Source organism: Caenimonas sedimenti, from assembly GCF_007833165.1.
Classification (GTDB): domain Bacteria; phylum Pseudomonadota; class Gammaproteobacteria; order Burkholderiales; family Burkholderiaceae_C; genus Ramlibacter; species Ramlibacter sedimenti.
This window is the reverse complement of the sequence record NZ_VOBQ01000010.1, coordinates 113,701-138,889: the sequence shown is the minus strand read 5'-3', so window position 1 is coordinate 138,889 and position 25,189 is coordinate 113,701. Positions and strand designations below refer to the sequence as shown.

Here is a 25,189-nt window from a genome sequence, read left to right as displayed (position 1 = left end):
CTGTATGAGGAAGCGGCGCGGCGAAGTGCCGCGCGAATCGGGCGGATTCATGCCGTGAGGCGGGGAGCCGCATGACCGGCGGCATCGCTTGGCGCCGCCTCCACCCACCGAGTTCTTCAACAGAATCAGCTGGAAGAAGCCGCCTTCGGCGGTGCGCGCCGGCGCGGCGTAGCCGCCTTCCAGCGTCTGGCCATTGCGGTAGGAGGCGAAGTCACCGGTGGCCGTGCCGTTGCCCGCGAGAGCCGCCGACACCAGGTGCCACATCGGCTGGCCGCTGCCGTCGTAGTGGAAGACGCCGATGTTCGCGTAGCCGTTGATCACCTCGATGGTGTAGCCGCGGCCGCTTTCGGCCGGGTTCCAGTAGATGCCGGTCTCCGGCAGCACGGTGGGCCGGGATGCCGCCGGCACGCTGGGCAGCCGGGCCGCGTCCAGTGCGAACTTGAGGGCATCGAAGCTGCGCTGCGGCAACTGCACGCGGGCACTGCCGCCGGCGGCGAACTGGATCGTCACGTCGCCGGCCAGCTGCGGGGTGGGCGTGCGCGGCACCGTGGACGTGCCGGCCTGCCCGCCTTCGAACCGCTGCAGCGACCCCTTGAACACGGAACCGGAAGCGCTGGCCGCCAGCGAACCGATCGCGCTGTACCAGACGGCGCGCCCATGGGATTCGAACACGTAGAAAGTGGCGACACCGGCGTTGCCCTGACTCTCGAAGAAGAAGCCGGTGCCGGGGGCGAACGGGTCCCAGTAGGTTCCGGTGAGCGCCGCATCGGCGCCGGATGCGGGCTCGGCCTTGAGCCAGGGGGCGTCCCCGGCACCCCCGCTCCCGCCGCCGCACGCGGCCAGCAGCACTGTCAGGAACACACCGACGCGAAGGCGCCAGCCCAGCCCCATCGCCGCCATCATTTGTCGTCCACGACGAGGACGTAATGGACCCGGAACGGTGAACCCGCGAACTGGGTGGAGCAGGCCGGGTCGAGGCAAGCATAGAAGTCCAGCCAGCCGCGGTAGTCGCCGCGAGCGAGCGGCTGCGCCGTGAGTTGCACCGTTGCCCCCGGCGGGGACGAACGCAAGGTGACGCGCGGCGTGTCGCGCGTGTACAGGCCATGCGGGTCGACGACCACGGCGTACACCGTCAAGCCGTTGAGCGCCGCGAAGTTGCCGCTGGCCGAGAAGCTGAAGCTGCTCTGGGCCATGCCGCCGACCTTGAGATCGGCAGCGAACGTCGGGGGCGCGGTGAGCGCGACGGCTGTGAACTGGTTCGCAGCGGCGACCTTGTCGCTCGGCGTGAACTTGATCGTCGGCGGCGTCCGGCATTCCCGGCCCGCCGGAAGCGACCCGAAGGCGAAGCGGCGGACAGCGATCTGGCCCATCCCCGGGAACGCCAGCTTGCCCAGGCATTGCTCCTTGAACTCCAGGCCGAACTTGCCTTCCGCGGTCGCGGCCGGCGCGCGGTAGGTGCCCGTCATCGCCTGACCGCCGGCGTAAGCCATGAAGTCGCCCGACACGGCGAACCAGTTGTTGCCGACCGGCACGGACACCAGGTGCCAGATCGGCTGGCCGTCCGCCGCGTAGTGAAAGACCGCCGCGGTGACCGTCCCGTTGCCCATTTCGATGGTGAAGCCGCGCCCGCTTTCGGCCGGGTTCCAGTAGATGCCGGTTTCCGGCTGCGAGGGTGACAGCGAGCCGATCGAAGTGACGGTCTTGTAGTATTTCTGCGCCGAGAAGCTGCGGCCCGGCAAGCTGACCTGCGCCTTTTCGCCATCGAAGGCGACGGTGACGCTGCCGACCACGGTGCTGGTCGGCGTCTTCTGCACGCCGGACGCAGCCGCCTGCCCACCCGCGTAGCGCAGCAGCTGCCCGCTGAACTGGTACTTGCTGCCGGTGCCCGCCGTGAAGTTACCCAGCGCCGAATACCAGACAGGCCGCCCGCTGGCCTCGTACAGGTAGAAGGTGGCGACGCCCAGGCCGCCCTGCGCCTCGAAGAAGAAGCCGGTGCCCGGCTCCGCCGGGTTCCAGTAGACGCCATGCCCCTTGAAGTCGGCGAGGGTCGCCTTCAGCCACGCGGCCTCGGCCACCGCGCCCTCGTCGGAGCCGCCACCACCACAGGCGGCGATGGTCATGGCCATCACCGCCGCCAGCGCCAGCCAGGCGCGCTTGACCAGGAAGTGCATCCGAGTCCCCCCTCTTTCTGCGCCCAGTTTCCCATAAAGTTCTATGCCGCTTGGCACAAACAGGCCCGCTGCTGCATCATCGCAACAGCCACCCACCACGTTGCGGAGCAGGCCCATGGACGTCGGATCCAGCACCATCGCATTCATCATCGGCTTCGCCCTCGTCGCCGCCTATGTGTGGAACCGCGGCCGCTGGGACCAGAAGACCAACGAAGACCTGGAAGCCCGTGCCGCCGGGCCGGATTGGCGCGGCTGGAACAACGCCTTGTTCGAACTGCAGCAGCGCGGGGTCCCGATCGAGGCTTACGTGCCGCACCTCGCGCGGCACCTCGTGGCCGAGTCGGCCTTCGAGCGCGAGGCGGCGCGCATGGCGCTCAGTGAGCAGTTCCCCGAATGGCAGCAGCAGCTCGCCGCCTGCGGCTACCAGTCGTCCGATTCGCCCGCCGTCTCCAGCCCCCGGCTGCAGCCGGTTTTCGCCCACTTCAACCTTCCCACCCCCTGACTCCCAGCATGCCCAGCGCCGACACCCTTGCCCGTTTCATCGCCCGCGTCGAATCCAACGCCCACGTCGAAGCCATCCAGGAGTTCTACACCGAGAACGCATCCATGCAGGAGAACAACGAGCCGCCGCGCGTGGGCCGCGAAGCACTGGTCGCGCACGAGGCGCGCGCGTTGTCGATGGCGGCCTCCGTCACTTCGCAATGCGTCCGGCCGGTGTTCAGCAACGGCGACCACGTGGTGATCCGCTGGATCTTCGAGTTCACCGGCAAGGACGGCAGCAAGCGGCGCATCGAGGAGCTCGCTTACCAACGGTGGGAGGGCGACCGCATCGCGCAGGAGCAGTTCTTCTACGACCCGAAGCAGTTCGTGCCGGTGCGGCCATGATCGAACGGCATTGGCGCGGGCTCGCGCGGGAAGCCGTGAGGCAGTACCAGGTCGCGCACTGAAGGGGCTGCCCCGGCTACTTCCCCAGCCCCGAAGTCCGCGCCAGGTGGACCTGGTGCAGCGTGATCTTCCGCACCTCCGCCTGGCTGGTCTCGATGTGCGCCCGCAGCAACATCGCCGCCTGGTCGGCGCGCTTGCGCTGCACGGCCTTCAGGATCTTCGCGTGCTCGTCGTACGTGGCGTCGATGCGCATCTGCTTCGTGAAGTCCAGCCGGCGGATGATGCGGATGCGGTCGGTCACGTCGCGGTGCACGCGCGCCATTTCATTGTTGCCGGCCGCGGCCACGAGCGCGCAATGGAATTCCTCGTCCCACTTCGACACTTGCGCGGCATCGCTGCTGCGCTCGGCCGCGGGCACCAGCCAGATGGCGGCCAGCTGCGCCAGCAGCGCCTGGTCCACGCGCAAGTCATCCGCGCAGATGCGTTGCACGGCCGTCGTCTCCAGCACCATGCGCAAGTCGTAGAGCTGCTCGAACTGGTCGAAATCGAAGGGCAGGACCCGCCAGCCGCTGCGGAACAGCACCTCGACATAGCCTTCCTGCTGCAGGCGGAACAGGGCCTGGCGCACCGGCGTGCGTGAGACGCCCAGGCGTTCGCTCAGCTCGTTCTCGGTGAAGCGGTCGCCGGGGACCAGGTTGAACTCGGCGACGTCGCGCTTGAGCTGCTCGTACACCTCGTCGGCCCGCGAGCGATGCACGTGGGGCGCGGGGCGGGGGCGGGCGGGGGCATGCACGGCGTGGAACTCTATCAGCCGGGCTGCGGCCGCGCTTGCCGCATGCCTTCCAGGGCGGCCAGCAACTGCGCGCTGGTCGCGGTCCAACCGACGATGGCGCCCTGCGCGCGCATCATCTCCACCGCCGCTGCCTTGAATTGCGGGAAGTAGCTTTCGGTGCAGTCTTCCAGCAGCAGGCAGTCATAGCCGCGGTCGTTGGCCTCGCGCATGCTGGTCTGCACGCAGACCTCGGTGGTGACGCCCATGAAGAGCAGGTGCGTGATGCCGTTCGCCTGGAGCTGCTCATGCAACGGCGTGGCGTAGAAGGCCCCCTTGCCCGGCTTGTCGAGAACGATCTCGCCGGCGGCCGGCGCCAGCTCGGGAATGATCTGGTTGCCAGGCTCGCCCGCCACAAGAATGCGGCCCATGGGCCCGACATCGCCGATGCGCAAGGTGGGGGCGCCGCGGTTGCGCTTCGCGGGAGGGCAGTTGGAGAGATTCGGCGTGTGGGCTTCCCGCGTGTGGACGACCAGCCCGCCCGCCTCGCGCCAGGCCGCGAGGACGGCCTGGCAGGCCGGCACGATGGCCTGTAGCAGGCTCACGTCGTTGCCCAGCGTTTCGCCGAACCCGCCAGGTTCCACGAAGTCGCGCTGCATGTCGATGATGACGAGCGCGGTGGCGGCGACATCGAAGTTGTAGAGGAAAGGAACAGCGGCGATGGTCGTCATGCGACAGCCTCCTCATGATGACCGCCGCCCATGTGCGCGCCGATCACGTGGCGCTCTGCGGTGGCCGCATCCGTCTCGAAGACGATCCTCCCCTCGCTCATCACCACGATGCGGTCCGCGAGTTCCAGCAGTTCGTCCAGGTCTTCGCTGATCAGCAGCACGGCGCCGCCGCGCTCGCGCACGCCGCGGATGCGGCCGTGGATCTCTTCCACCGCCGCGAAGTCCAGCCCGAACACCGGGTTGGCGGCGATCAGCACGTTGATCTCGCCGTTCAGTTCGCGCGCCAGCACGGCACGCTGCACGTTGCCGCCGGACAGGCTGCGAATGGGCGCGTCCTCGCCACGCGTCTTGATGCCATAGCCGGCGATCCAGTCGCGCGCTCGGGTGCGCCAGATGCCGAACTGCAGGCGCCCGCCGGCCGCCAGGGGCGCCTGGTCGAAGTCGCGCAGGGCCATGTTCTCGGCCACGCTCAACTCGCCCACGCAGGCGTTGCGCAGGGGCTCCTCCGGCAGGCTGCGCACCTTCAGGCGATGGTTCTCCGCGCGCCGCGCGCCATACGGCTCCCCACGCACGCGGACGGCCCCGGCCGTGCGCTCGCGCTGGCCCACCAGCGCCTCCACCAGCTCGCGCTGGCCGTTGCCGGAGACGCCGGCCACACCGAGGATCTCACCGGGCGCGACTTGCAGCGACAGGCCGCGGACGGCGAGGGTGCCGCGATCGCCCAGCACGTCCAGCGCGTCCACTTCGAGCGAGGGCGTGCCCGCCGCCTGGCGCGACACGTCGGCGACGGCCGCCCGCGCCGGCTTCGCTTCAGTTTCCGCCGCATGGGCAACGCCGACCATGGCCTGCGCCAGCTGCGCCGGGCCGGTCGAGCGCACGGGGCAGTGATGCACCGCCTGGCCGCGGCGCAGCACCGTCACGTCATCGGCATAGGCCATCACTTCACGGAACTTGTGCGTGATGATCAGCACGGTGCAAAGGCCGGCGCGCGCGAAGTCGCGCACGTGGCCCAGCACCTCGTCGGCTTCCTGCGGCGTCAGGACCGAGGTCGGCTCGTCCAGGATCAACAGGCGCGGCTTCAGGTACAGCTGCTTGAGCAGCTCCAGCTTCTGCTTCTCACCGGCGGCCAGGGCCATCGGGCGCGCGTCCAGGTCCAGCTGAAAGGGGGTGGAAGCGAGGAACGCCTTCAGTTCCGCGCGCTGCTTCTTCCAGTCGATCAGCGCCGGGACTTCGCCGCCTGCCAGCAGCAGGTTCTCCGCCACCGTCATGCCGGGCGCCAGCGTGAAGTGCTGGTAGACCATGCCGATGCCCAGCGAGCGGGCGATCACGGGGTTGGCGATGTCGTGCTCCCGGCCGTCGGTGACGATGCTGCCTTCTTCGGCGCGGTGGAAGCCGGCGATGCATTTCACCAGCGTGCTCTTGCCCGCGCCGTTCTCGCCCAGCAGCGCGTGCACCGTGCCGGGTGCGACTTTCATCGTCACGTGGTCCAGCGCGGTGAAAGCGCCGAAGCGCTTCGTGAGTTCGTAGGTTTCCAGCGCCATCGCGCCGGTGCGCGGGGGCATCGGATCCACGTGCAGTGCGGCGCTCAGATGCCCTCCAATACTGCGCCCGAAGTGCTGTGCGCCCCGAACACGCCACCCTGCATCGTGATCATCTTGAGCGCCGCCTCGTGGTTGCCCTTGTCGGTGGCAGCGGTGCAATCGGAAAGCAGCAGGCATTCGAAGCCACGGTCATTCGCGTCGCGCATGGTGGTGTGCACGCAGACGTCGGTGGTGATGCCGGTGAGGATGATGTTGCGGATGCCGCGCGTGTGCAGCACCATTTCGAGGTCGGTCGCGTAGAACGAACCCTTGCCCGGCTTGTCGATGACCACCTCGCCCGGCAGCGGCGCCAGCTCAGGAATGATTTCCCAGCCCGGCTCGCCGCGCACCAGGATGCGGCCGCACGGGCCCGGGTCGCCGATGCCGACGCCGCCGGTGCCGATCTGGCGCGAGCGCCAGCGCTTGTTGGCGGGCAGGTCCGACAGGTCGGGGCGGTGGCCTTCGCGCGTGTGCATCACCGTGTAGCCCTTGGCGCGCATCGCGGCCACCAGCTTCTTCAAGGGCTCGATCGGTGCGCGCGTCAGCGAGATGTCGTAGCCCATCTTGTCGACGTAGCCGCCGGGGCCGCAGAAATCCGTCTGCATGTCGATCACGATCAGCGCCGTGTTGGCGGGCGTCAGGTTGCCGTCGTAGGGCCACAGGTAAGGGTTGGCGGTAATGAAGCGTTCCATGTCAGGCGACCTTCTTCAAAGGCATCGAGGTCGGCGCCATGACCGGATTCGCTTGCGGCCCGGCATAGGTCCGCGTCGGCGCCGCGAACCCGCAGCTCGTTCCGTCGGTCACCTCCACCTTCCACGGCAGTTGGTAGCGGCCGGCCGCCATGTCCTGCATGTAGGTGTACGGGCAGTCCTGCGCCCCACCCTGCACGGCCACGTACCCTCGGTGGTACAGCTGGTAGATGTTGTTCTCCACGCCCCAGCCGGCGCGCGCCTCGCGGACCAGGTCGGGGCGCAGCTCGCAGGTGATGATCTCGTCGGCCCGGCCGCCGCCTTCGACGAGCACCGTGCCGTCGAAGTTGCAGAACATGCCCTCGCCCATGCTGTCGAAGGTGCCGTCGCTGCCGCACATGCAGACATTGGCGGTGTACGCGAGGTTGCTGAAGGCGTTGGCCTGGTTCGTGATCTTCCAGGCGTGCCGGATCGGCGCCGTGTAGCCGGCGGTGCGGATGATGATCTCCGCGCCCTTGTACGCGGCCTCCCGCGCCATCTCCGGGAACATGCCGTCGTGGCAGATGATGAGGGAGAGCTTGCTGCCGTTGGGTCCGTCGCACACCGGAATGCCCAGGTTGCCGGGCTCCCAGGGTTCCACCGGCACCCAGGGGTGCAGCTTGCGGTAGTACAGCTGGATCGCACCCTGGTCGTCGATGATCAGCCCGCTGTTGTACGGGTTGCCGCCGGGGTTGGCCTCCATGATGGAAAAGCAGCCCCAGATGCGGTTGTCGCGGCAGGCGTCCCGGAACGCGGTGACCTCGGGGCCGTCCAGGGTGCACATGATGTCGGGATTCATGTCCATCGAGAGGCCGTGCAGCGAGTATTCCGGGAACACCACGAGGTCCATGGTGCCCAGGTTGCGGCGCGCCTTGGCGACCAGCTCGCAGATGCGCCGCGTCTGGGCGGCGAGATCGCTTTTGGTGACCACCTCGGGCAGCTGCAGCTGCACCAGGCCCATCACCACGCCGTGCTTCGATTTGTTGAGTCCGCCCAGCCCAGTCATGGATTGCTCCGGTTATGGATTGAATGCAGTTCGAGTGCCACCGCGGAACCGGCTTTGCCGGGCCGCTGGTGGCGCCCCCTTGAGGGGGAGGCGCCGAAAGCGCTTCGGGGGTGGGCCATTCTTCACCTCGATGAAAGTTCGCCCGGGCTGCCGGCGGCGAGTTGTCCCGGGCGGCAGCTCACCACCAGGATCGCCAGCGTCAGCACGTAGGGGACGATGTTGAACAGGTGGTAGCCCCAGCCCACGCCCACCGACTGCAATGCGGGACCGATGGCGCCGGCGCCGCCGAACAGGAGCGCGGCCATCACGCAGCGCAACGGGTTCCAGCGCGCGAAGATCACCAGCGCCACCGCGATCAGGCCCTGGCCGCTGGAGATGCCTTCGTTCCAGCTGCCCGGGTAGAAGAGCGTGAGGCAGGCGCCGCCCAGCCCGGCCACCATGCCGCCGGCGGCGGTGGCCGCGATCCGGATGCCGTTGACCGAGTAGCCGAGCGCGCGTGTCGCGTTGGCCGAGTCGCCCGCCATGCGCACCAGCAGGCCGGCGCGCGTGTTCGCGAACGCCCACCACAGCCCGCCCGCCAGCAGCAAGCCGAGTGGCACCAGGGGATTGATCTGCAGCGCCGCCTTGACCGCGGGTGATGTGATCCACGCACCCAGCTCGATCGGCTGCAACTGCGGAGCCTGCGGCTGGATCAGCGGCTTGCCGAAGTAGAAGGCCAGCCCGGTGCCCAGCAGCATCAACGCGATGCCGGTGGCGATGTCGTTCACGCGCGGCAGCGAACACAGCAGGCCGTGCAAGGTCGCCAGCAGCGCACCCGCCCCCATGGCCACGAGCACGCCGATCCACACCGAGCCGCTCCAGTAAGCCCCGCCGAACGCCGCCATGGCCGACAGCACGAGCACACCTTCCAGACCGAGATTGATGCGCCCAGCCTTCTCGGTGATGCACTCGCCCAGGCTGACGAACAGGAAGGGCGCGCCGACGCGCAGCGCCCCACCGACAATGCCTGCGGCAAACACCAGGATCTGGTCAGCGGTCATGCGATCTTGTCCCCCATCGCCATCTGCGCCGGGCTGGGCCCGGCGACCGGCTCGGCGCTGCGCCGCAAGCGCGCGAAGAGCGCCTTCCAGTCGGTGTCGCGCAGCGCCTCGCTGGCGAGGATCAGCACGAAGGCGATGCCCTGCAGCACCATGACCGAAGCATCCGGCAGGCCCAGGCGCCGTTGCAGCAGGCTGCCGGCGGCGCCGAAGCCGCCGAACAGGATGGCGACCGGAATGATGGCCAGCGGATGGTGCCGCGCGATGAACGAGACCAGGATGCCGGCGTAGCCGTAGCCGGCAATCAGCGCGGCGTTCGCGCTGGTGTGCACGGCCGCCACTTCGATGGCGCCAGCGAGTCCGGCGGCCGCGCCTCCCAGGCCGCAGGCGACCAGGATCAGCCGTGTGGCCGGCAGGCCGACCAGTTGGGCGGCGCGCAGGTTGCCGCCCACCACGCGAACCGAAAACCCGGAAGGTGTCCAGCGCAGCCAGAGCGCCGCCGCGATGCAGGCCACCACCCCCAGCACCAGCCCCCAGTGGACGTCGGAGCCGGCGATGCCGCTGATGCGCAACGTGTCCGCGACCGCGTGCGTAGAGGGTTTGTTGAGGCTCGCCGGGTCCCGCAGGGGGCCCTCGACGAGGTGCTTGAACAGGCCGATGGCCACATAGGCCAGCAGCAACGAGCTGATGGTTTCATTGACGCCTCGCCACTGGCGCAGCCAGCCGGCCAACACGATCCAGGCGGCACCGAGCAATGCCCCGCCGGCGCAGAGCACGATGGTGCCGGCCATGCCGCCCAGCGGCAGGCCCTGGGCCAGCCCGGCGCCCGCCAGGCCGCCCAGCACCAGCGCGCCCTCTCCTCCAATGACCGTGAGTCCCGCCCGCGCCGGAATCGCCACGCACAGCGCCGTGAGCATCAGGGGCGCCGCGCGCTGCAACGTGTTCTGCCAGGAGAACCAGTCGCCGAACGCGCCCTTGAACAGGATGACCCAGGCCGCCACCGGGCTGGCCCCGGCGAAGGAGACGAAGACCCCGAACAGCAGCAGCGCCAATGCGATGGCCGCGGTGGGGAGGAGGACGTTGGCGAGGTGCTGGCGCATGGGTGCCTGTCGTCATCCCCGCGGAGGCGGGGATCCAGGGCGTTCAAGAAGATGGGAGCCCTAAATTCCCACGTACGCTTTCGCTCCTCACGCGGGAATGACGGTGCCTTAGACCGATCCGATGACCCCCTCCACCAGGTAGTTCATCTTCTCCAGATCGATGTCCGTCTGCTTGAAGGACTTGCCGCCGGCGATGACGACATTGCCCTTGTTGTCCTTCAGCGGCCCCTTGAAGATGTCGAAGCTGCCGGCCATCATCTGCGCCTTCACGCCGTCGGCCTGCTTCTTCGCGGCGTCCGTGACCATCGCGCCGTAAGGCGACATCTTGACGAAGCCGTCCTTCAAACCGCCGCGCACGAAGTTGGGGTGCGGCTTGCCGCTGCGCGCCGCCTCGATGAACGTGGTGTAGGCCGTCAGCCAGTTCCACTCGGCGCCGGTCAGGTAGGCATTGGGCGCCAGCTTGGCCTGGCTCGCGTGGTAGCCGCAGACCATCTTGCCGCGCTTGGCGGCCGTCTCGACGATCACCTTGGGGCCATCGACGTGCATGGTGAAGACGTCCACGCCCTGGTCGGCCAGGCTGTTCGTCGCCTCGGCTTCCTTGACCGGCATCGACCAGTCACCGGTGAAGATCACCTGCGTGGTGATGCCCGGCTTCACCGAGCGCGCGCCCATGGTGTAGGCGTTGATGTTGCGCAGCACCTGCGGGATCGGCTTGGCCGCGACGAAGCCGAGCTTGCCGCTCTTGCTCATGTGGCCGGCGATCACGCCGTTCAGGTACTGGCACTCGTCGATGTAGCCGAAGTAGCTGGCGGTGTTCTTCGGGTGCTTGCCGTCGGTCCACATGCCGCCGCAATGGGCGAAGCGGGCGTCGCCATACTTGCCGGCCACGGCGAGCATGTGCGGATCGAAGTAGCCGAACGAGGTGGGGAACACCAGCGACGCGCCGTCCTGCGCAATCATGCCGGTCATGGTCTTCTGCACGGCCGCGGTCTCGGGCACGTTCTCTTCTTCCACCACCTTCACGCCGGCCATCTTCTTCAGCGCGGCGGCGGCTTCGGCCTGGGCCTGGTTGTAGCCGTAGTCGTCGCGCGGGCCGACGTAGATGACGCCGACGGTGATGGGCTTCTGCGCGAAGGCGAATGGCGCGGCGCCCGCGGCCGACAGCGCGGCAAGCGACTTCAGGGTGTCACGGCGGTTGAACTGCTGCTGGCTCATGGTTTCTCACTCCTCACGGTTGACATGGAAAAAGGGTTAGCAGGAATCGTGCAAGGTGCTCAGCCCACGGGCGCAAGCAACAGGCTGACGTGGGCGGCCACCACGCGCCAGCCTGCCGGCGTGCGCAGCCAGGCCTGGCTCTGCCGCCCGGTCTTGTCGCTGCCATTGCGGCGAAATTCGATGTTGGCCGTGGCGAAGTCGCGGCCGAAGGTGGTGATGACGGTCTTCAGGACCTCGCGTTGCAGGCCCTGGGCCGGCCGCCCCGCGCGGAAGCTGGCGATCGCGTCGTAGCCGTACAGGTTTTCGGTGACGCCGTAGCGCAGCGTGTGCGGACTGTTCCAGAACAGCTCGTCGAGCACGGCGACGTCGTTGGTCGTGAGCGCGAGCTCGTAGCGCGCGAATTGCGCCGTGACTTCGGCGAGGACCTCGGGGAGGTTGACGTTCATCACAGCGTTGGCTCCTTCAACGCAGCCACGCCCGCGTCCTGCAGCACCTTCGCCGCCCGCAAACACAAGTCTTCCCGCCAGGGCGCCGCAATCAGCTGCACGCCGATCGGCATGCCGCCCGTTCCCTCAGGCCACATCGGCGCGGCCACGACCGGGCACCCAGCGAAGGAGATGGGTTGCGTGAGCAGGCCCATGGCGGGACGGCTGGGATGCTTCACGCCATTGATCTCCAGCCAGTCTGTGCCGATCACGGGCGAGCTGACCGGGGTCGCCGGCGTGATGAGCACATCCCAGTCCTGGAACAGCGCGTTCACGCGGTCGCGGTAGATGCGGCGGAAGCGCTGCGCCTTGAGATACCAGTCGGCGGGCTGCAGCAGGCCCGAGATGAAGCGATCCACCGAGAGCGGCTCGAAGTCCTGCGGCCGCTGCCGCAAGTCCTTCAGGTGCAGGCTGCCGCCCTCACTGGCCGTGATGATGAAGGCGGCGGCGCGGGCCAGGCCGGCGTCCGGCCAGTCCGCCACGGCGATGGCGCCCAGCGCGGTGGCGGCGCGCGCCGCGACCGAGCGGGCAGCCGGCGACGCGGTGTCGTGGAAATAGCCGGCCAGGATGCCGATGCGCAGGCCCGCCACACCGTGCCCCAGCGAAGCCGCCGCCGGTTGCACACGCAGCGCGTGGCAGCCCGGGTCCAGCGGGTCGGCGCCCTGCATGGCGTCGTAACTGAGGGCCAGCCCTTCCACGCTGTCGGCGATGGGCCCCAGGTGATCGATGCTGTGGACGAAGGGATAGCTGCCGCGCCGCGACAGCCGGCCGAAGGTGGGCTTGAGCCCCCACACGCCACAGAGCGATGACGGCACGCGGATCGAGCCGTTGGTGTCGGAGCCCAGCGTCAACGGCACCTGGCCGGCTGCCACGGCCGCGCCGGAACCTCCAGAAGAGCCGCCGGACATGCGTGTCAGGTCGTGCGGATTGCGCGTGGGACCGTAGTGCGTGTTCTCGGTGGTGAAGCCGTAGGCGTACTCGTCCATGTTGAGCGCGCCGACCAGCACCGCGCCCGCGGCTTTCAGCCGTTGCACCAGGACCGCGTCTTCGCGGGCCGGCGGCAGGTCGCGATTGATCTTCGAGCCGGCGAGCGTGATGACGCCTTCGAGGTCGAAGAGGTTCTTGACGGCATAGGGCAGGCCGGCCAGGGGCGGCAGCACGTCGCCGCGCGCCCGGCTCGCGTCGACCGCGTCGGCCTCGGCACGCGCCCGGGTCCAGCCACGCTCGGTGAAGGCGTTGACCTGGGGGTCCGTCGCTTCGACTCGTGCGATGGCGGCATCGCAGACTTCGCGGGCGCTGCGTTCGCCGCTGGCGACCGCGCGCAGGAGTTCAGCCGTCTTCATGCGTCGCCCTCCGGCACCAGGGGCGGGAAGGGCGCCGGCCGGTAGATCTCGGCCAGTTCATGTTCCGGCGCCAGCGGGGCGTGGTCCAGCGCGCGTGCGATGGCGATCGTCCGGCCGAAGTGCTGCGCGACGGCGGCGGCGCGCGCCTCGTCCAGGGGCAGGCCCACGGCCAGCGCGGCGGACTTCACGTATTGGAGGACTTCAGACTCTTCCATGTTGGTTTCTCGGCTAGAAGGCAGGCAGGGAACCGGTGAAATGGCAGGCGGCTTCGCGGGCCACGCCGACTTCGCGCAAGGCCGGTGCACTGCTCTCGCAATCGGCGGCGCCATGCGGGCAGCGGCCGTGGAAGTGGCAGCGCGTCGCGGCGGCCGCCCCGCTCACCTGGATCGGGCTTTGCGGTTCGCCAGGCAACAGGTGGGCCCCGGCGTCTCGGCCGGACCCGGGGATGGAGGCGATGAGCGCGCGTGTGTACGGATGGCGCGGGTTGGCGAAGACCTCCGCGGCCGGGCCGCTCTCGACAACACGCCCCAGATACATCACCAGCACGCGGTCGCACAGCAGGCGCACCACGTTCAGGTCGTGCGAGACGAACAGGAAGCTCATGCCCAGCTCGCGCTTCAGTCCCGCCAGCAGCTGCAGGATGACGACCTGCACCGACACGTCGAGCGCGGCGGTCGGCTCGTCCAGCACCAGCAGCCGTGGCCGCAGGACAGCGGCGCGGGCGATGCCCACGCGCGCCTTCTGCCCGCCGGAGAGCTGGTGCGGAAAGCGCGAGAGCAGCTCGCCCGGCAAGCCGGTGAGGCGGGCGATCTCTTCCACCTGGCGCTCCAGTTCCGCGGCGTCCTTGATGCCGGCCAGCAGCCGCAGCGGCTCGGCGATCGTGTCGAAGGCGGTATAGCGCGGATTCAGGCTGTCGTGCGCGTCCTGGAACACCATCTGCACCTCGCGCCGCGTCTTGTGCGAGGGCATGAGCTCGGGGGCGATCAGGCCGAGGTCGGCGCCGAGGAAGCGGATCTGCCCGTCACTCACCGCCAGCGTCCGGGTGAGCAGGCGCACCAGCGTGGACTTGCCGCAGCCGGATTCACCGACCAGGCCCACCGTCTCGCCGGCTTCGATGCGGAAGCTGACGCCATCGACGGCGTGCAGCAGGCCCTTGCCCTGCGGCGTCTTCACCGGGAAGCGCTTGGCGAGGTCCATGACTTCGAGGAGGGCGGCGGTCATGGGGTGGTCTCCGGGATGGCGGAGCGCGCGCTCACCCGATGGCAACGAACCAGGTGGGTCCCGTCGGCCACCTCCGGCAATGCCCCGCTGCAAGCCTCCATCCGCTCGCCGCAACGCTCGGAAAACCGGCACGTCGGCAAATCAGCGCGCCGCAAGTCCGGCAGGCTGCCGCCGATGGCGGTCAACTCTTCGAGCGACGCGCGCCCCACCGGGGTCGCGCCGATCAGCTGCCGCGTGTAGGGATGCAGCGGGCGGGTGAACAGCGTCTCGGTCGGCGCCGACTCCACCATGTGTCCGGCGTGCATCACGACGATGCGGTCGCACTGTTCGCGTGCCAGCCCGAGGTCGTGCGTGATCAGCAGCATGGCCATGCCGCGCTTGACGGTCTGCTCCTTGATCAGCGCCATGATTGCCGCCTGCGTGGTCACGTCCAGGCCGGTCGTGGGTTCGTCGGCGATCAGCAGCTTGGGGCCGCAGGCCAGCGCCAGCGCGATCATCACGCGCTGGCACAGGCCACCCGAGAGCTCGAACGGGTAGGCGTGGTAGCGCCGCTCGGGGTCGGGGATCTTCATGTCGGCCAGGCACTGCACGGCGCGCTTGCGCAGATCCGCCCGCAGCGTCGTGGTGTGGCGGGCCAGGACATCCTCCAGCTGGTGGCCGACCTTGCGGATCGGGTTCAGCGCCACCTTGGGGTTCTGGAAGATCATCGAGACCTCGCGGCCGCGCACTTCCTGCAGGTCGGACTCCCTCGCGGCCAGCAGGTCCAGCCCGTCGAAGTGCGCGGAGCCTTGCGTGATGCGCGCGGCGGCGTCCGACAGGCCCAGGATGGCATAGGCCAGCACGCTCTTGCCGGAGCCGGACTCACCGACCAGGCCCACGGTCTCGCCCTTGGCGATGGTGAGCGTCACGTCTTCGAGCGCGCGCACCACGCCGTCGCGCGTGCGGAACTGCAGCGACAGCTGCTTCACGTCGAGCAGGGCGGTGGCGCTCATGTTCTCTTCCTGGGGTCGATGAGGTCGCGCAAGCCATCACCCAGCAGGTTGAAAGTGAACACGGCCAGCATCAGCACCGAGCCTGGGAAGAGGGCCACCCACCACTCGCCGGAGATGATGTAGCCCGCGCCTTCGGCCACCATGATTCCCCACTCGGCCGCGGGTGGGCTCACGCCCAGCCCGATGAAGGACAGGCCTGCGGCGTTCAGGATCGCCCAGCCCATGTTCAGCGAGACCTGCACCATCATCGGCGGCATCGCGTTCGGGATCAGGTGCATCAGCAGGATGCGGGCGTCGCCGTTGCCTGCCAATCGCGCGGCTTCGACGAAGCCGGCTTCGCGCCGCACGTTGACCTCCGTGCGCGCCACGCGGATGTAGAAGGGCAGGTTCACCACTGCCGTCGCGAGGATGATGTTGAAGATCGAGTTGCCCAGCGCCGCGACGATGCCCATCGCCAGCACGAACAGGGGGAAGCTCATCACCATGTCGCAGCCGCGCATGACGATCTTCTCCATCCAGCCGCCGAAGTAGCCGGCCGCGGCGCCCAGCAGGCCACCGATGACGAACGACACGCCGACGGCCGACAGCGCGATGATGAAATCGACGCGGGTGGCGACGACGACGCGCGAAAAGATGTCGCGGCCCAGCGAATCGGTGCCGAACCAGTGCTTGCCGTTGGGCGCGGTCATGGCCGGACCGACGTTGGTGGCGAGCGGGTCGTACGGGACGATCCAGGGGCCGATGATGGCGAGCAGCACGAACATCGCGAACAGCGCGGCCGCAATCAGGGTGACGGGGTTGTCGGAGAGGACGTAGCGGGCGTGGGACCAGAACGTCTTCTTGTTTTTCTCCCTCCCCCCCTGGGGGAGGGTTGGGGGGGGGGCGCCGTGCGTCACGACTTCAGCAACTTCCGGCACCACCACGACAGGCGCGCCCCCACCCCCGCCCTCCCCCAGAGGGGGAGGGAGCGAATCCCCGCCTTCTCGCAAGACCGCACTCATGCCGCCAGCCTCACGCGCGGATCGATCACCACATAGAGCATGTCGATCGCCAGGTTCAACAGCGTGTAGAGCAGCGCCATCGTCAGCACGAAGCCCTGCACCGGCGCGTAGTCGCTCGCCACCAGGGCTTCGAGCGCGAACGAACCGACACCGGGCCAGGCGAACACCTTCTCCACGATCACGCTCATGCCCAGCAGGAAGGAGAACACCATGCCCATGGTGGTGACCACGGGCAGCAGCGCGTTGCGGAAGGCGTAGCGCACCAGCACCGTCGTCGTGGACAGGCCCGACGCGCGCGCGGTGCGCACGAAATCCGCCGACAACACGGCAATCATCGACGCGCGGGTCATGCGCGCCAGCGGCGCCAGGACGAAGATCCCGAGTGTCAGCACGGGCAGGATCATCTGCTTGGCGCTGGCGATGAAGAGCGGAATGTTGCCCGCCAGCAGGCTGTCGAGCGTGTAGAGGCCCGTGATCGTCTTCGGCGCCGTGAGGTAGGGGTCCAGCCGGCCGATCGGCGATGGCGCCCAGCCGAGCACGAAGTACAGCAGGTAGGTGAGCAGCAGCCCGGTGAAGAAAGTCGGGAGCGACACGCCGGCGGTCGTGACCAGCCGGCAGGCATGGTCGATCCAGGAGTTCGGATGCCGCGCCGCCGCGATGCCGAGCGGGATGGCCACGACGACCGCGAACAGCAGGGAGGCCAGGACCAGCTCCAGCGAAGCCGGCAGCCGCGTGATGATCTCTTCGCGCACCGGCTGGCCGGTGGAGAGCGCGTTGCCCAGGTCGCCCCGGGACAGGTCTTTCAGGTAGATCACGAACTGCTCGGGCAGCGACTTGTTCAACCCCAGCTTCTCGCGCACCTGCTCCACCGCCTCCTTGGTGCCGGCCGGCCCCGCGAAGAACGCCGCCGGGTCGCCCGGCAGCGCCCGCGTCAGCAGGAAGGTGATGAGCACGATGCCGAACAGGTTCGGCAGCGCACCCAGCAGGCGTTTGAGGACAATGAGGGCCATTGCGGCGTTCGCCCTATGCGGGAACGGCGCCCTTGACCAGCTGCCGGTAGTCCGGCTCCAGGTGGAACCAGTAGGTGTAGCCGCTGATATTGGGCTGCATCGCCACATCCATGATCGGCTGCACCAGCGGGATGCGTGGCGCCTCGTCGTGCGCCAGCTTGATCATGTCCTTCACCATGCCGTCGTAGAGCGGCTTGCTTTCCGCGAAGCGGGCGTTGGTGATCATCTTGTCGAGCGTCGCGTTCTTGTAACTCATGGTGTTGAACACGGCGTCCTGCCCGTGGTAGCACCAGAAGAAGAAGTACTCGGGGTAGTTCAGCCAGCCGCCGAAGCGGTTCAGGATCATCGGCATGTCCTTCTTCAGCAGGGCCGCCCGCCAGTTGGCGCCAGGCACCTTGTTGAGCGTCGTCTTGATGCCGATCTGGGCCAGCGCCTCCTGCACGAGGATGGCGGAGGGCTCGCCCACCGTGGCGGAGCCGAGGTCGTAGGACAGCGTGGTCTCGATGGGCCCGACGCCGGATTCCGCCATCAGGGCCTTGGCCTTGGCCAGGTCCGTCACGTAGGCATGCGGCTGCGGCCAGACCGGCGCCTTGGGCGCAGCGGCACCGCCGCTCATCTTGATGCCACGGCCGTAGAACGCCGCTTCGTGGATCTTGTCGTAGGGCAGTGCGTAGGCCACGGCCTGACGCACCTTGGGATTGTTGAAGGGCGGCTTGGTGGTGTTCATGCCCAGGTAGAACAGGGCGTTCTCCACGGGCAGGCTGCTCACCTTGATCTTGCCCTTGTCGCCGGCGAAGTCGGAGAAATCCTTGGGCGGCAGCGAGTACGTCATGTCGATGTCGCCGCGCTGCAGCAGCGCACGCCGGTTGCCGGCCGACGGGATGTCCCGCTGGATGATGCGCTTGATCTTCGGCAGCGGCCCGCTTTTCCAATCGTCGTAGCGCTCCAGCACGAGTTCCTGCCCGGGCTTCCAGCTCGCCACCTTGTAGGCACCGCCGCCGGCGGCGTTGGTCTTCAGCCAGTCCGCGGCCCACGGGTCCTTCTCGGTGGCGTTCTTCTTCGCCAGCGTGCTGTTGTAGATGGAAGCCACGGGCACACCCATGTCGGGCATCGACAGCTTGTCCTTGCGGATGAACTTCACGTAGAAGGTGTGCTTGTCCACCACCTTGAACTGCGACGGCTCTTCCAGCGAGCCGGCCTTCATCTGGAACGTGGGGAAGCCGCCCATGCCGAGTGCGCGGTCGAAGCTCCACTTGACGTCGTCGGCCGTCACCGGCGTGCCATCGTGGAACTTCGCGTCCTTGCGGAGATGGAAGGTGACGCCCATGCCGTCGGCGTCCATCTTCCAGCGCTCGGCCAGTTCGGGCTCGAGCTTCGCGTAGTCGTACATCATCGAGCCATCGGGCAACTTCTTCCTGCCGTAGGTGATGAGGCGGTCGTACACGTTCCAGGCGACGCCGTAGCTGGGGCGGTTGGCGCCCAGGCCGTGGATGTCGAGCATGTTGGGGCCGAACTCGTTGGCCATGATCAAGGTGTCCTTGCGGTCCTGCGCCAGCGCTTCACCGGCCAGCAACGCCGAGGCGGCCACCGGGGTGAGCGACGCGGCCTTCAGCAGCGAGCGGCGGCGGGAAGAGTAGGAGGAGTGGGGTGCATGCTTCATGGAGAGCGCTCCTGGTTCGAAGTGGAGGTGCGTGTTCAGGCGGCGGGCTTCAGGGAAGCCATGTAGGCCCGCCAGCCGCCGTGGTGCGTGATGTCGGCCGCGCCGCACGTGGCCTGGGCTTCGCAGACGAAGCCCTGCACGGCGGCGCCGTCAACGAGGGTGAGGGTCCCGATGCCCAGCGGCGCCGGGATCATGGCGACGAAGGAGCCGTAATGCGCCACCGGCATGTCCCACACCTCGAGCGCGATGCGGTTGCCGCCACCGGGCTGGACGCGCACCAGCCCGGGCTTGGGCGGGGTGGTGCCGGGCAGGGCGTAGAGCTTGTAGTCGGGCGCGGTCTCGGTCTTGCCGACCAGGGTGGCGCCGCGCTCCGTGAGCTGCCAGTTCAGGGGCATGCCCGAGAGGTGCGCGCCCACGACCGCCACCCGGATGCTGGCGTCGCCCGCCAGCGCGGCGATCGGCTCGGGTTCGGGCAGGGGCACGCCAGTCGCGCCCTGCGTCAGCCCGCGCGCATGGTGATGGCGCTGGCCCAGGCCGGCGAGCTGCCAGTCGCTGCCGCAAGGCCCGATCAGCGTGATGCCGAACGGCAGGCCATCCGGGCGGATGCTGCTGGGGACCGAGAGCGCCGCGTAGTCCAGCAGGTTGACGAAGTTGGTGTACGCGCCCAGGTTGCGGTTCAGCGCGATCGGATCCGCCTGCATCTGGGCCACCGTGTAGTGCGTTGGCGCGGTGGGCACCAGCAGCACGTCGATGCGGTCCCACATGGCGTCGGCCACCTGGCCCAGCGCGCGCAACTGCGTCTGCGCTTCGCACAGGTCGGCCGCGCTGTAGCCGCAGCCGCCGCCGATGATGCTGCGCACCGGCTCCATGACCTCGCCCTCCCGGCCGTCGAAGAAGCTGCGCACGGCGGCGTAGCGCTCGGCGACCAGCGCACTGTCATATAGGAGCGCCGCCACCTGCGCGAGCGGCGAGTAATCGATCGTGACCGAGGTTCCGCCCAGCGCACGCAACTGCTTCACGGCGTCCTTGAAGGCGGCCTTGGCGAGATCGTCACCGAAGAACTCCAGGCGGTCCGGCACACCGAAGCGGAACGCTGCCGGCCACGGCCGGCTGGCAAGAGCGAGCTTGCGTGAATAGGGGTCCTTCTGGTCGTGGCCCATGGCCTGCGCCAGGACCCGCGCCGCGAGGCCGACCGTGGGCGCGAAGATCGAGACGCAATCGACGCTCTGGGCGGCCGGCACCACACCCTGGGCGCTGATCAGGCCCTTGGACGGCTTGAGGCCGACGATGTTGTTCAGGCCTGCCGGCACGCGGCCGGAGCCCGCGGTGTCGGTGCCCAGCGCAAAGTCGACCTGGCCCGTCGCCACGGCGTAGGCCGAGCCGGAGCTGGAACCGCCCGACACATACCTGGCATCGAAGGCGTTGGGCACCGCGCCGTACGGCGAGCGCGTTCCGTTCAGGCCGCAGGCGAATTGATCGAGGTTGGTCTTGCCAAGCAACCGCGCACCAGCATCGAGCAGCTTCTGCACCGCGGTGGCGTGGTGGTCGGGCCGGTAGGCGAAGCTGGGACATGCCGCGGTGGTGGGCAGGCCGGCGACGTCGATGTTGTCCTTGACGGCGAAGCGCAGTCCGGCAAGCGGCCCGGTTTCCGACGTGGTGACCGGTTGCTCGGCGCGGGTGATCCAAGCGGCCTCGGGCGATGCCTCGCCGGGGGCGAGGGACCGGCCGGGGTCGGGAACGGCGGCGAGCGCACGGTGCACCATATCTGAGCATCCAAACTTGAATACATGTTCAGATGCAAGCGGCGTGCCACATGCCCTCCAGTGCCTTCAGGCACCAGCCCCACTGCGGAGGCGTTTGAATCAGAAGGTGCAGCGTTCTTGCTTATTCAGGCACCGGAAGCTTTTCGCACTGGCGCACGTACTTGTGCTCCACGGAAACCCACTCTCGCCATTGCGCGGGACTCATGTTGGACGTGAGCTTCTCGCACAACTCCTCGGGCCAGGCGGTTGGGCCGGGAATGATGCGCGGCCCCATGAGTCCCTCGGCGTGAAAGAGGATGTAGCGTCCATCGTTCGAAAACGCAGCCATCCGGAAATGCTTGTCCGAGCCTTGTGTCACGAGGGGCTCACCCATGGAGGCCCAATTCACCGCATCCCATAGTCGGAGCGCCCCATCGGTTCCCCCTGAGACGAAGTAGCGGCCGTCCGGGCTGAAGCCGAGCGCAATGATGTCGCTGCTGTGACCCCGCAGCGGAGGCCGGATGGCACGGCCACTTTTCACGTCCCACATCAGCAAGGACTCCTCCGAATCCGCCGAGACCACTCGAAGGCCATCCGGGCTGAATGCCACCGCCCCCACCGTGCCGGCATGACCTTTCCAAACGCCCAACGCACGGCCAGTCCTGGTGTCCCAGAGTCGGACTGTCTTGTCCGCGCTACCCGAAACAGCCTTCCGGCCATCGCGGCTCCAGGCCACGCTGGTCACGCGCCCGTCGTGGCCGGTCCACGGTGCCCCGACGCGCTCGGTGGGGCTCCCCTGCTGGTAATCGAACAGCTCGATGTTGTTGCCCTCCGTCCTCAACATGAACTTCTGGTCGCTGCTCAAGGCGAGTTCGGGGTTGGGGCTGAAGACCGCGTTCGCCAAAGCGTCCATGCGCGCCTGGCCCGTCGCCTTGTCCAGCTTCCCGGCGTCGATCCCCTTCTGCAGGGCCTTGAAGACGTGTTGCACGGGCAGGCCTATATCCATGGCCTTGAACATGTCCCAGGTCCTGAGAAGTCCATCGGGGCCGACGGTTGCGATCTGCTGCCCGTCCGGTGCGACCGCCACGGCGCGGATGCCGAAAGAAGGACCGCGAAGCGGCGCGCGGAACGCCTGTCCGGTCCGCGATGACCAGAGCCGGATCAGGTTGTCCGCGCCACCGGAGACCAACACTTCGTCCAATGGATCGAACGACAACGAAAAGATGGCACCGGCGTGCGCCTGGATGGGGCCCCAGAGCTTCTTGCCGCTGAACGCATCCCAAACGAAGACCTCACCGTCCCCGCTGGCGCCGGCCAGGCGCCTGCCATCAGCGCTGGGTGCGACGGCGACAAGGAACCTGGGCATCCCCTCGAATGCATGTTCGTGAACCCGGCCCGTGGCCGCGTCCCAGAGGCGGATGCCCTCCCCGAAGCTGAAGCCGACGATGACCTCCCCTCCATGCATGAAGAACGCGTTGCGCGCGCTCTCCTTGAAGCCGCGCAAGACGACCGGTGAAGACTTGCCGGACGACGTTTCCCAAAGCCGGACGGACCCGTCGGACCCGGCGGTGACGATGTGCTTGCCGTCAAAGCTGAATGCCGCGCCGAGGACTCGCCTCTCATGGGGGGCCAATGGCTCCCCCCTTGGCTGCGCTGTCTCCCCGTCCCAGAGCCGCACCGCGTTTCCCCACGTCGATACGATAAGTTTGCCGTCGCGGCTGAAAGCCAGGCTCTCCACAGACTCTTTTCCCCCCCGTGGTGAAGTTGCCAGCAACGCGCCGCTCTTGGCATCCCAGAGCTGGATCACGCCACGGCCGCCCGACGCCAGTCGGGTCGCATCAGGGTTGTACGCGATCCGGTTGGATGGCGTCGCTGGCTGCAGCACCCGCTCGAGTGCCGGCCTGGAATTCAGCGCGCGCAACATGGCACCGTCCACAACGACCCCGGGCGCGGCGCCGTGCGCCGCGAGCAGCTTCTGGAATGCGACCGCGTCCGCCCGGTAAGCCGTGCCGGTCAGCAGTGCCTGCGCTTCAGCTGCCAAGCGCAGTCCATGACTGTGCAATCGGGTCCGGCTCGCCGCCTGGTCCGCGAGCTTTTTCTGCTCTTGCGCCTCGACCTGGAGGGCGATGGCCTCGGCCTTGTTCCTCTGCGCGATGGTCAACGACCGCCGCGCCTGCTCCGCCAACTGCTCCGCCTCCTCGCGGCGTTGTTGCGCGGAGACGCGCAGGCCTTCGGCCCGGCGGGCTTGGTCCTTGGCTTCGATCGCCTGGCCTTTGGCTTCCCCGGCCTGTTCCGTCAGTTGAAGCAGTACCAAGCCTGCGGCGATCACCAACACGGCCATCGCCGCTGCCGTGGCACCGAACACTTGGCGCAGCCGCGCATTGCGGCGGGTGAAGCCTTCGGCATTGAGGATGCGGGTGAGGACCTGCGCGGAGGGCGCCTCGGCGCCGGCCCGGTCTGCCGTCACGGCAATGCCTCGTATCAGTCGAGCCAGGCTCGCGGGCGCAGCGGCATCGGCTGGAGTACCTTCCTCCGATCGGGTGATGACCGGGTCGCCGCCCAGTGCGACCGGGATGATCGGTCTCCCCGTGCCGAGGAATTCCTTCACCTCGGCCGCGACGTTGCCCGATTGGAGTGCGCCTTCGGTCGTGACGATCACGAGCATGCCGGCGCGGGAAAGGGCGCGCAGCAAGGGACGGGGCAGTTCCGCCCCGGGCGGCGTGCCCCACTGGTCGAGGTAGCAAGACAACTTGTGCGCGGCGAGTGCATTGGCCAGGGCCAGGGCGTAGTCGCCGCCGTCACGCCGCGAATAGGAAACGAACACATCGTCGCCCAGAAGCCTGAGCGCCCAACGAAAGGCATTGGCCGCGAAAATGGACAAGCTGGCACCTCGATGCGTGGTCTTGCCGGAAGCGTGAATGAGAAAGGCGATCCCGACAATCAGGTGAAAGAGCCCATTGGCAAGAAAAGGGGCCGGACTGTCTGATCTGTGCATCATGTGCGCCGACGGGGCCAAGGACTTCGGAATCGCAGATTTACTTTCCAGGGGAATGACGAATTTCGCCGGCTGGCATACATTCCGAACATCCACTGCCGCCATGGACCTGCTTTTCCGCCCCCACCGCACCGGACGCGCCGGCGCCGCCTTTTTTCTGGCGGCCGCCCTGGCTTGCGGCACGCCGACCTTCGCCGCCGAAGACGATCCCATCGCCCGCCTGCAATCCGAATACGTCCGCGCGGTGAAGCCGGGCGAGCAGGCCGAGACGCACCGGGAACTGCTGGCCGCCGTCCTGCGCCGGGTGCAGCGCAGCCACGCCAGCGATGCGGATTTCAACGCGCTGGCTGCCGCCGCCTCCAAGGTGCTGGCGGCCGTGCCGGCGGGCACCGGCGAGCCGGCCGAAGTGTTCCGGCAGGCCACGAACGCTGCGCTGCGGACGCTGGACAACTACTCCCGCTACTTCGACGCGCAGGCGCACGCGCAGCAGCGCGCCGACGCCACCGGCCGGTTCGTCGGCCTCGGCATCGAAGTCGAGGCGGCAGATGGTGTCGTGCGCATCGTCGCCCCCATGCCGGGCGGGCCCGCCGAGCGCGCGGGTCTGCGCACGGGTGACCTCATCGTCCAGGTCGACGGCCGGTCGCTGCAGGGCGTGCCCCTGGGCGACGCCATCACGCGCATGCGTGGTGAAGCCGGCACGCAGGTCGCCATCAAGGTCCAGCGGGCCGGCGCGGACCCCTTCGACCTTTCGCTGACGCGCGACACCATCCAGCGGTCCCTGCTGCGCTGGCGCATGGAGGGCGACGCGCTGGTGCTGCGGCTCTCTTCCTTCAGCGGCCCGGTGTCGGACCGGCTGGCGGAAGCGGTCGCCGCCGCCACGGCGGCGCATGCGCCGAAAGGCGTGGTGCTGGATCTGCGGGGCAACCCGGGCGGACTGCTGCGGGAGGCCATCCACGTCGCCGACGCCTTCCTCGCCCAGGGCGAGATCGCGTCCATGCGCGGCCGCACGCCGGCCACGCAGCGCACCTGGGAGGCGGACGCCGCGCAGTTGCTGCCGGGCGTGCCGCTGGTGGTGCTGGTGGACAGGCGCTCCGCTTCGGCCTCCGAACTGGTGGCCGCCTCGCTGCAGGCCCATGGCCGCGCCACCGTGATCGGCCAGCGCAGCTTCGGCAAGGGCAGCGTGCAGACCACTTACGGGCTGGGCGAAGGGCTGGGCGCGGTCAAGCTGACCACGGCGCTCTACTACGGACCTTCGGGTCGTCATGTGAACCGTCAAGGGGTGACGCCCGATGTGGAACTGCTGGCGGCGCCCCCGGACAACCTCTTGCACCCCGGAGCCGCGGCGTCGAAGCCGGAAGCGGCCGACGCCGCGCGCATGCGCGTGATGCAGTCACGCTGCGGATCGCATCCCTCGCCCACGGTCGCAGCCGACGCCGGCCTGGCCTGCGCGCTGGCCTACCTGCAGGCAGGCAGTGACCATGCCTTTGCCAAGGCGTACGCCGAGCTGGCGCACTGAAG

Annotated in this window: 23 protein-coding genes; 3 read left to right on the top strand and 20 right to left on the bottom strand. The window is 68.5% G+C overall.

Annotated elements, in window-relative coordinates:
* The coding region (locus FN976_RS13325; protein WP_222432812.1) for a hypothetical protein at positions 1-903 on the bottom strand (903 nt) is incomplete at its 3' end.
* Positions 900-2,171, bottom strand: coding sequence for a hypothetical protein (locus FN976_RS13320; RefSeq protein WP_145893520.1), 1,272 nt, complete (start codon positions 2,169-2,171; stop codon positions 900-902). The genes FN976_RS13320 and FN976_RS13325, both read right to left, overlap by 4 nt.
* Before the next feature lie 115 nt (positions 2,172-2,286).
* On the opposite strand from FN976_RS13320, the gene FN976_RS13315 reads away from it, so the two are divergent.
* Together FN976_RS13315 and FN976_RS13310 are read left to right on the top strand one after the other, a co-directional pair.
* The gene (locus FN976_RS13315; protein ID WP_145893519.1) at positions 2,287-2,673 is read left to right on the top strand and encodes a hypothetical protein; all 387 of its coding nucleotides are present in this window, start codon (positions 2,287-2,289) and stop codon (positions 2,671-2,673) included.
* Between the two features lie 8 nt (positions 2,674-2,681).
* The gene (locus FN976_RS13310) at positions 2,682-3,056 is read left to right on the top strand and encodes a nuclear transport factor 2 family protein (RefSeq protein WP_145893518.1); all 375 of its coding nucleotides are present in this window, start codon (positions 2,682-2,684) and stop codon (positions 3,054-3,056) included.
* A gap of 76 nt (positions 3,057-3,132) precedes the next feature.
* Here the strand turns inward: FN976_RS13310 and FN976_RS13305 are convergent, their stop codons facing one another.
* From FN976_RS13305 to FN976_RS13220, 18 genes are all read right to left on the bottom strand, one after another.
* Complete coding sequence (locus FN976_RS13305) at positions 3,133-3,849, bottom strand: GntR family transcriptional regulator (RefSeq protein ID WP_255440408.1); 717 nt, start codon at positions 3,847-3,849, stop codon at positions 3,133-3,135.
* Between the two features lie 14 nt (positions 3,850-3,863).
* Complete coding sequence (locus tag FN976_RS13300; RefSeq protein ID WP_145893517.1) at positions 3,864-4,556, bottom strand: cysteine hydrolase family protein; 693 nt, start codon at positions 4,554-4,556, stop codon at positions 3,864-3,866.
* Positions 4,553-6,118 (bottom strand): ABC transporter ATP-binding protein, encoded by a 1,566-nt coding sequence (locus FN976_RS13295; RefSeq protein WP_145893516.1) that lies wholly within the window; start codon positions 6,116-6,118, stop codon positions 4,553-4,555. The genes FN976_RS13300 and FN976_RS13295 overlap by 4 nt, the downstream gene beginning before the upstream one ends.
* Before the next feature lie 23 nt (positions 6,119-6,141).
* A complete protein-coding gene (biuH, locus tag FN976_RS13290) occupies positions 6,142-6,828 on the bottom strand; it encodes a biuret amidohydrolase (RefSeq protein ID WP_145893515.1) in 687 nt (228 codons plus the stop codon).
* Between the two features lies 1 nt (position 6,829).
* A complete protein-coding gene (locus tag FN976_RS13285) occupies positions 6,830-7,870 on the bottom strand; it encodes a formamidase (protein WP_145893514.1) in 1,041 nt (346 codons plus the stop codon).
* A 122-nt stretch (positions 7,871-7,992) separates the two neighbouring features.
* A complete protein-coding gene (locus FN976_RS13280) occupies positions 7,993-8,910 on the bottom strand; it encodes an ABC transporter permease (protein WP_145893513.1) in 918 nt (305 codons plus the stop codon).
* A complete protein-coding gene (locus FN976_RS13275; protein WP_145893512.1) occupies positions 8,907-10,007 on the bottom strand; it encodes an ABC transporter permease in 1,101 nt (366 codons plus the stop codon). The genes FN976_RS13280 and FN976_RS13275 overlap by 4 nt, the downstream gene beginning before the upstream one ends.
* A 108-nt stretch (positions 10,008-10,115) precedes the next feature.
* Positions 10,116-11,222: a BMP family ABC transporter substrate-binding protein gene (locus FN976_RS13270; RefSeq protein ID WP_145893511.1), complete on the bottom strand. Its 1,107-nt coding sequence runs from the start codon at positions 11,220-11,222 to the stop codon at positions 10,116-10,118.
* Between the two features lie 59 nt (positions 11,223-11,281).
* Positions 11,282-11,668 carry an oxalurate catabolism protein HpxZ gene (gene hpxZ, locus FN976_RS13265; protein WP_145893510.1) on the bottom strand — a complete coding sequence of 129 codons (387 nt, stop codon included), beginning with the start codon at positions 11,666-11,668 and terminating at the stop codon, positions 11,282-11,284.
* Entirely contained in the window at positions 11,668-13,050 is a 1,383-nt protein-coding gene (locus tag FN976_RS13260) for an AtzE family amidohydrolase (RefSeq protein WP_145893509.1), read from the bottom strand. The genes hpxZ and FN976_RS13260 overlap by 1 nt, the downstream gene beginning before the upstream one ends.
* Positions 13,047-13,265 (bottom strand): DUF4089 domain-containing protein, encoded by a 219-nt coding sequence (locus FN976_RS13255; RefSeq protein ID WP_145893508.1) that lies wholly within the window; start codon positions 13,263-13,265, stop codon positions 13,047-13,049. Before FN976_RS13255 ends, FN976_RS13260 begins: the two co-directional genes overlap by 4 nt.
* Before the next feature lie 13 nt (positions 13,266-13,278).
* Positions 13,279-14,271 (bottom strand): oligopeptide/dipeptide ABC transporter ATP-binding protein, encoded by a 993-nt coding sequence (locus tag FN976_RS13250; protein ID WP_145893507.1) that lies wholly within the window; start codon positions 14,269-14,271, stop codon positions 13,279-13,281.
* Positions 14,268-15,263, bottom strand: a complete 996-nt coding sequence (locus tag FN976_RS13245; protein ID WP_145893506.1) for an ABC transporter ATP-binding protein — start codon at positions 15,261-15,263, stop codon at positions 14,268-14,270. The genes FN976_RS13250 and FN976_RS13245 overlap by 4 nt, the downstream gene beginning before the upstream one ends.
* A complete protein-coding gene (locus FN976_RS13240) occupies positions 15,260-16,264 on the bottom strand; it encodes an ABC transporter permease (RefSeq protein WP_145893505.1) in 1,005 nt (334 codons plus the stop codon). The genes FN976_RS13245 and FN976_RS13240 overlap by 4 nt, the downstream gene beginning before the upstream one ends.
* Positions 16,261-17,274, bottom strand: a complete 1,014-nt coding sequence (locus FN976_RS13235) for an ABC transporter permease (protein ID WP_145893504.1) — start codon at positions 17,272-17,274, stop codon at positions 16,261-16,263. The genes FN976_RS13240 and FN976_RS13235 overlap by 4 nt, the downstream gene beginning before the upstream one ends.
* Before the next feature lie 13 nt (positions 17,275-17,287).
* Positions 17,288-18,934 carry an ABC transporter substrate-binding protein gene (locus tag FN976_RS13230; protein ID WP_145893503.1) on the bottom strand — a complete coding sequence of 549 codons (1,647 nt, stop codon included), beginning with the start codon at positions 18,932-18,934 and terminating at the stop codon, positions 17,288-17,290.
* 35 nt (positions 18,935-18,969) lie between these two features.
* Positions 18,970-20,697, bottom strand: a complete 1,728-nt coding sequence (atzF, locus tag FN976_RS13225) for an allophanate hydrolase (protein ID WP_145893502.1) — start codon at positions 20,695-20,697, stop codon at positions 18,970-18,972.
* Between the two features lie 121 nt (positions 20,698-20,818).
* The gene (locus FN976_RS13220) at positions 20,819-23,776 is read right to left on the bottom strand and encodes a TIR domain-containing protein (protein ID WP_186510877.1); all 2,958 of its coding nucleotides are present in this window, start codon (positions 23,774-23,776) and stop codon (positions 20,819-20,821) included.
* Between FN976_RS13220 and FN976_RS13215 the strand changes: the two genes are divergently transcribed.
* On the top strand, positions 23,775-25,187 hold the full coding sequence (locus tag FN976_RS13215; protein ID WP_186510876.1) for a S41 family peptidase: 1,413 nt from the start codon (positions 23,775-23,777) through the stop codon (positions 25,185-25,187). The genes FN976_RS13220 and FN976_RS13215 overlap by 2 nt on opposite strands.
* The last annotated feature ends 2 nt before the right edge of the window (positions 25,188-25,189 follow it).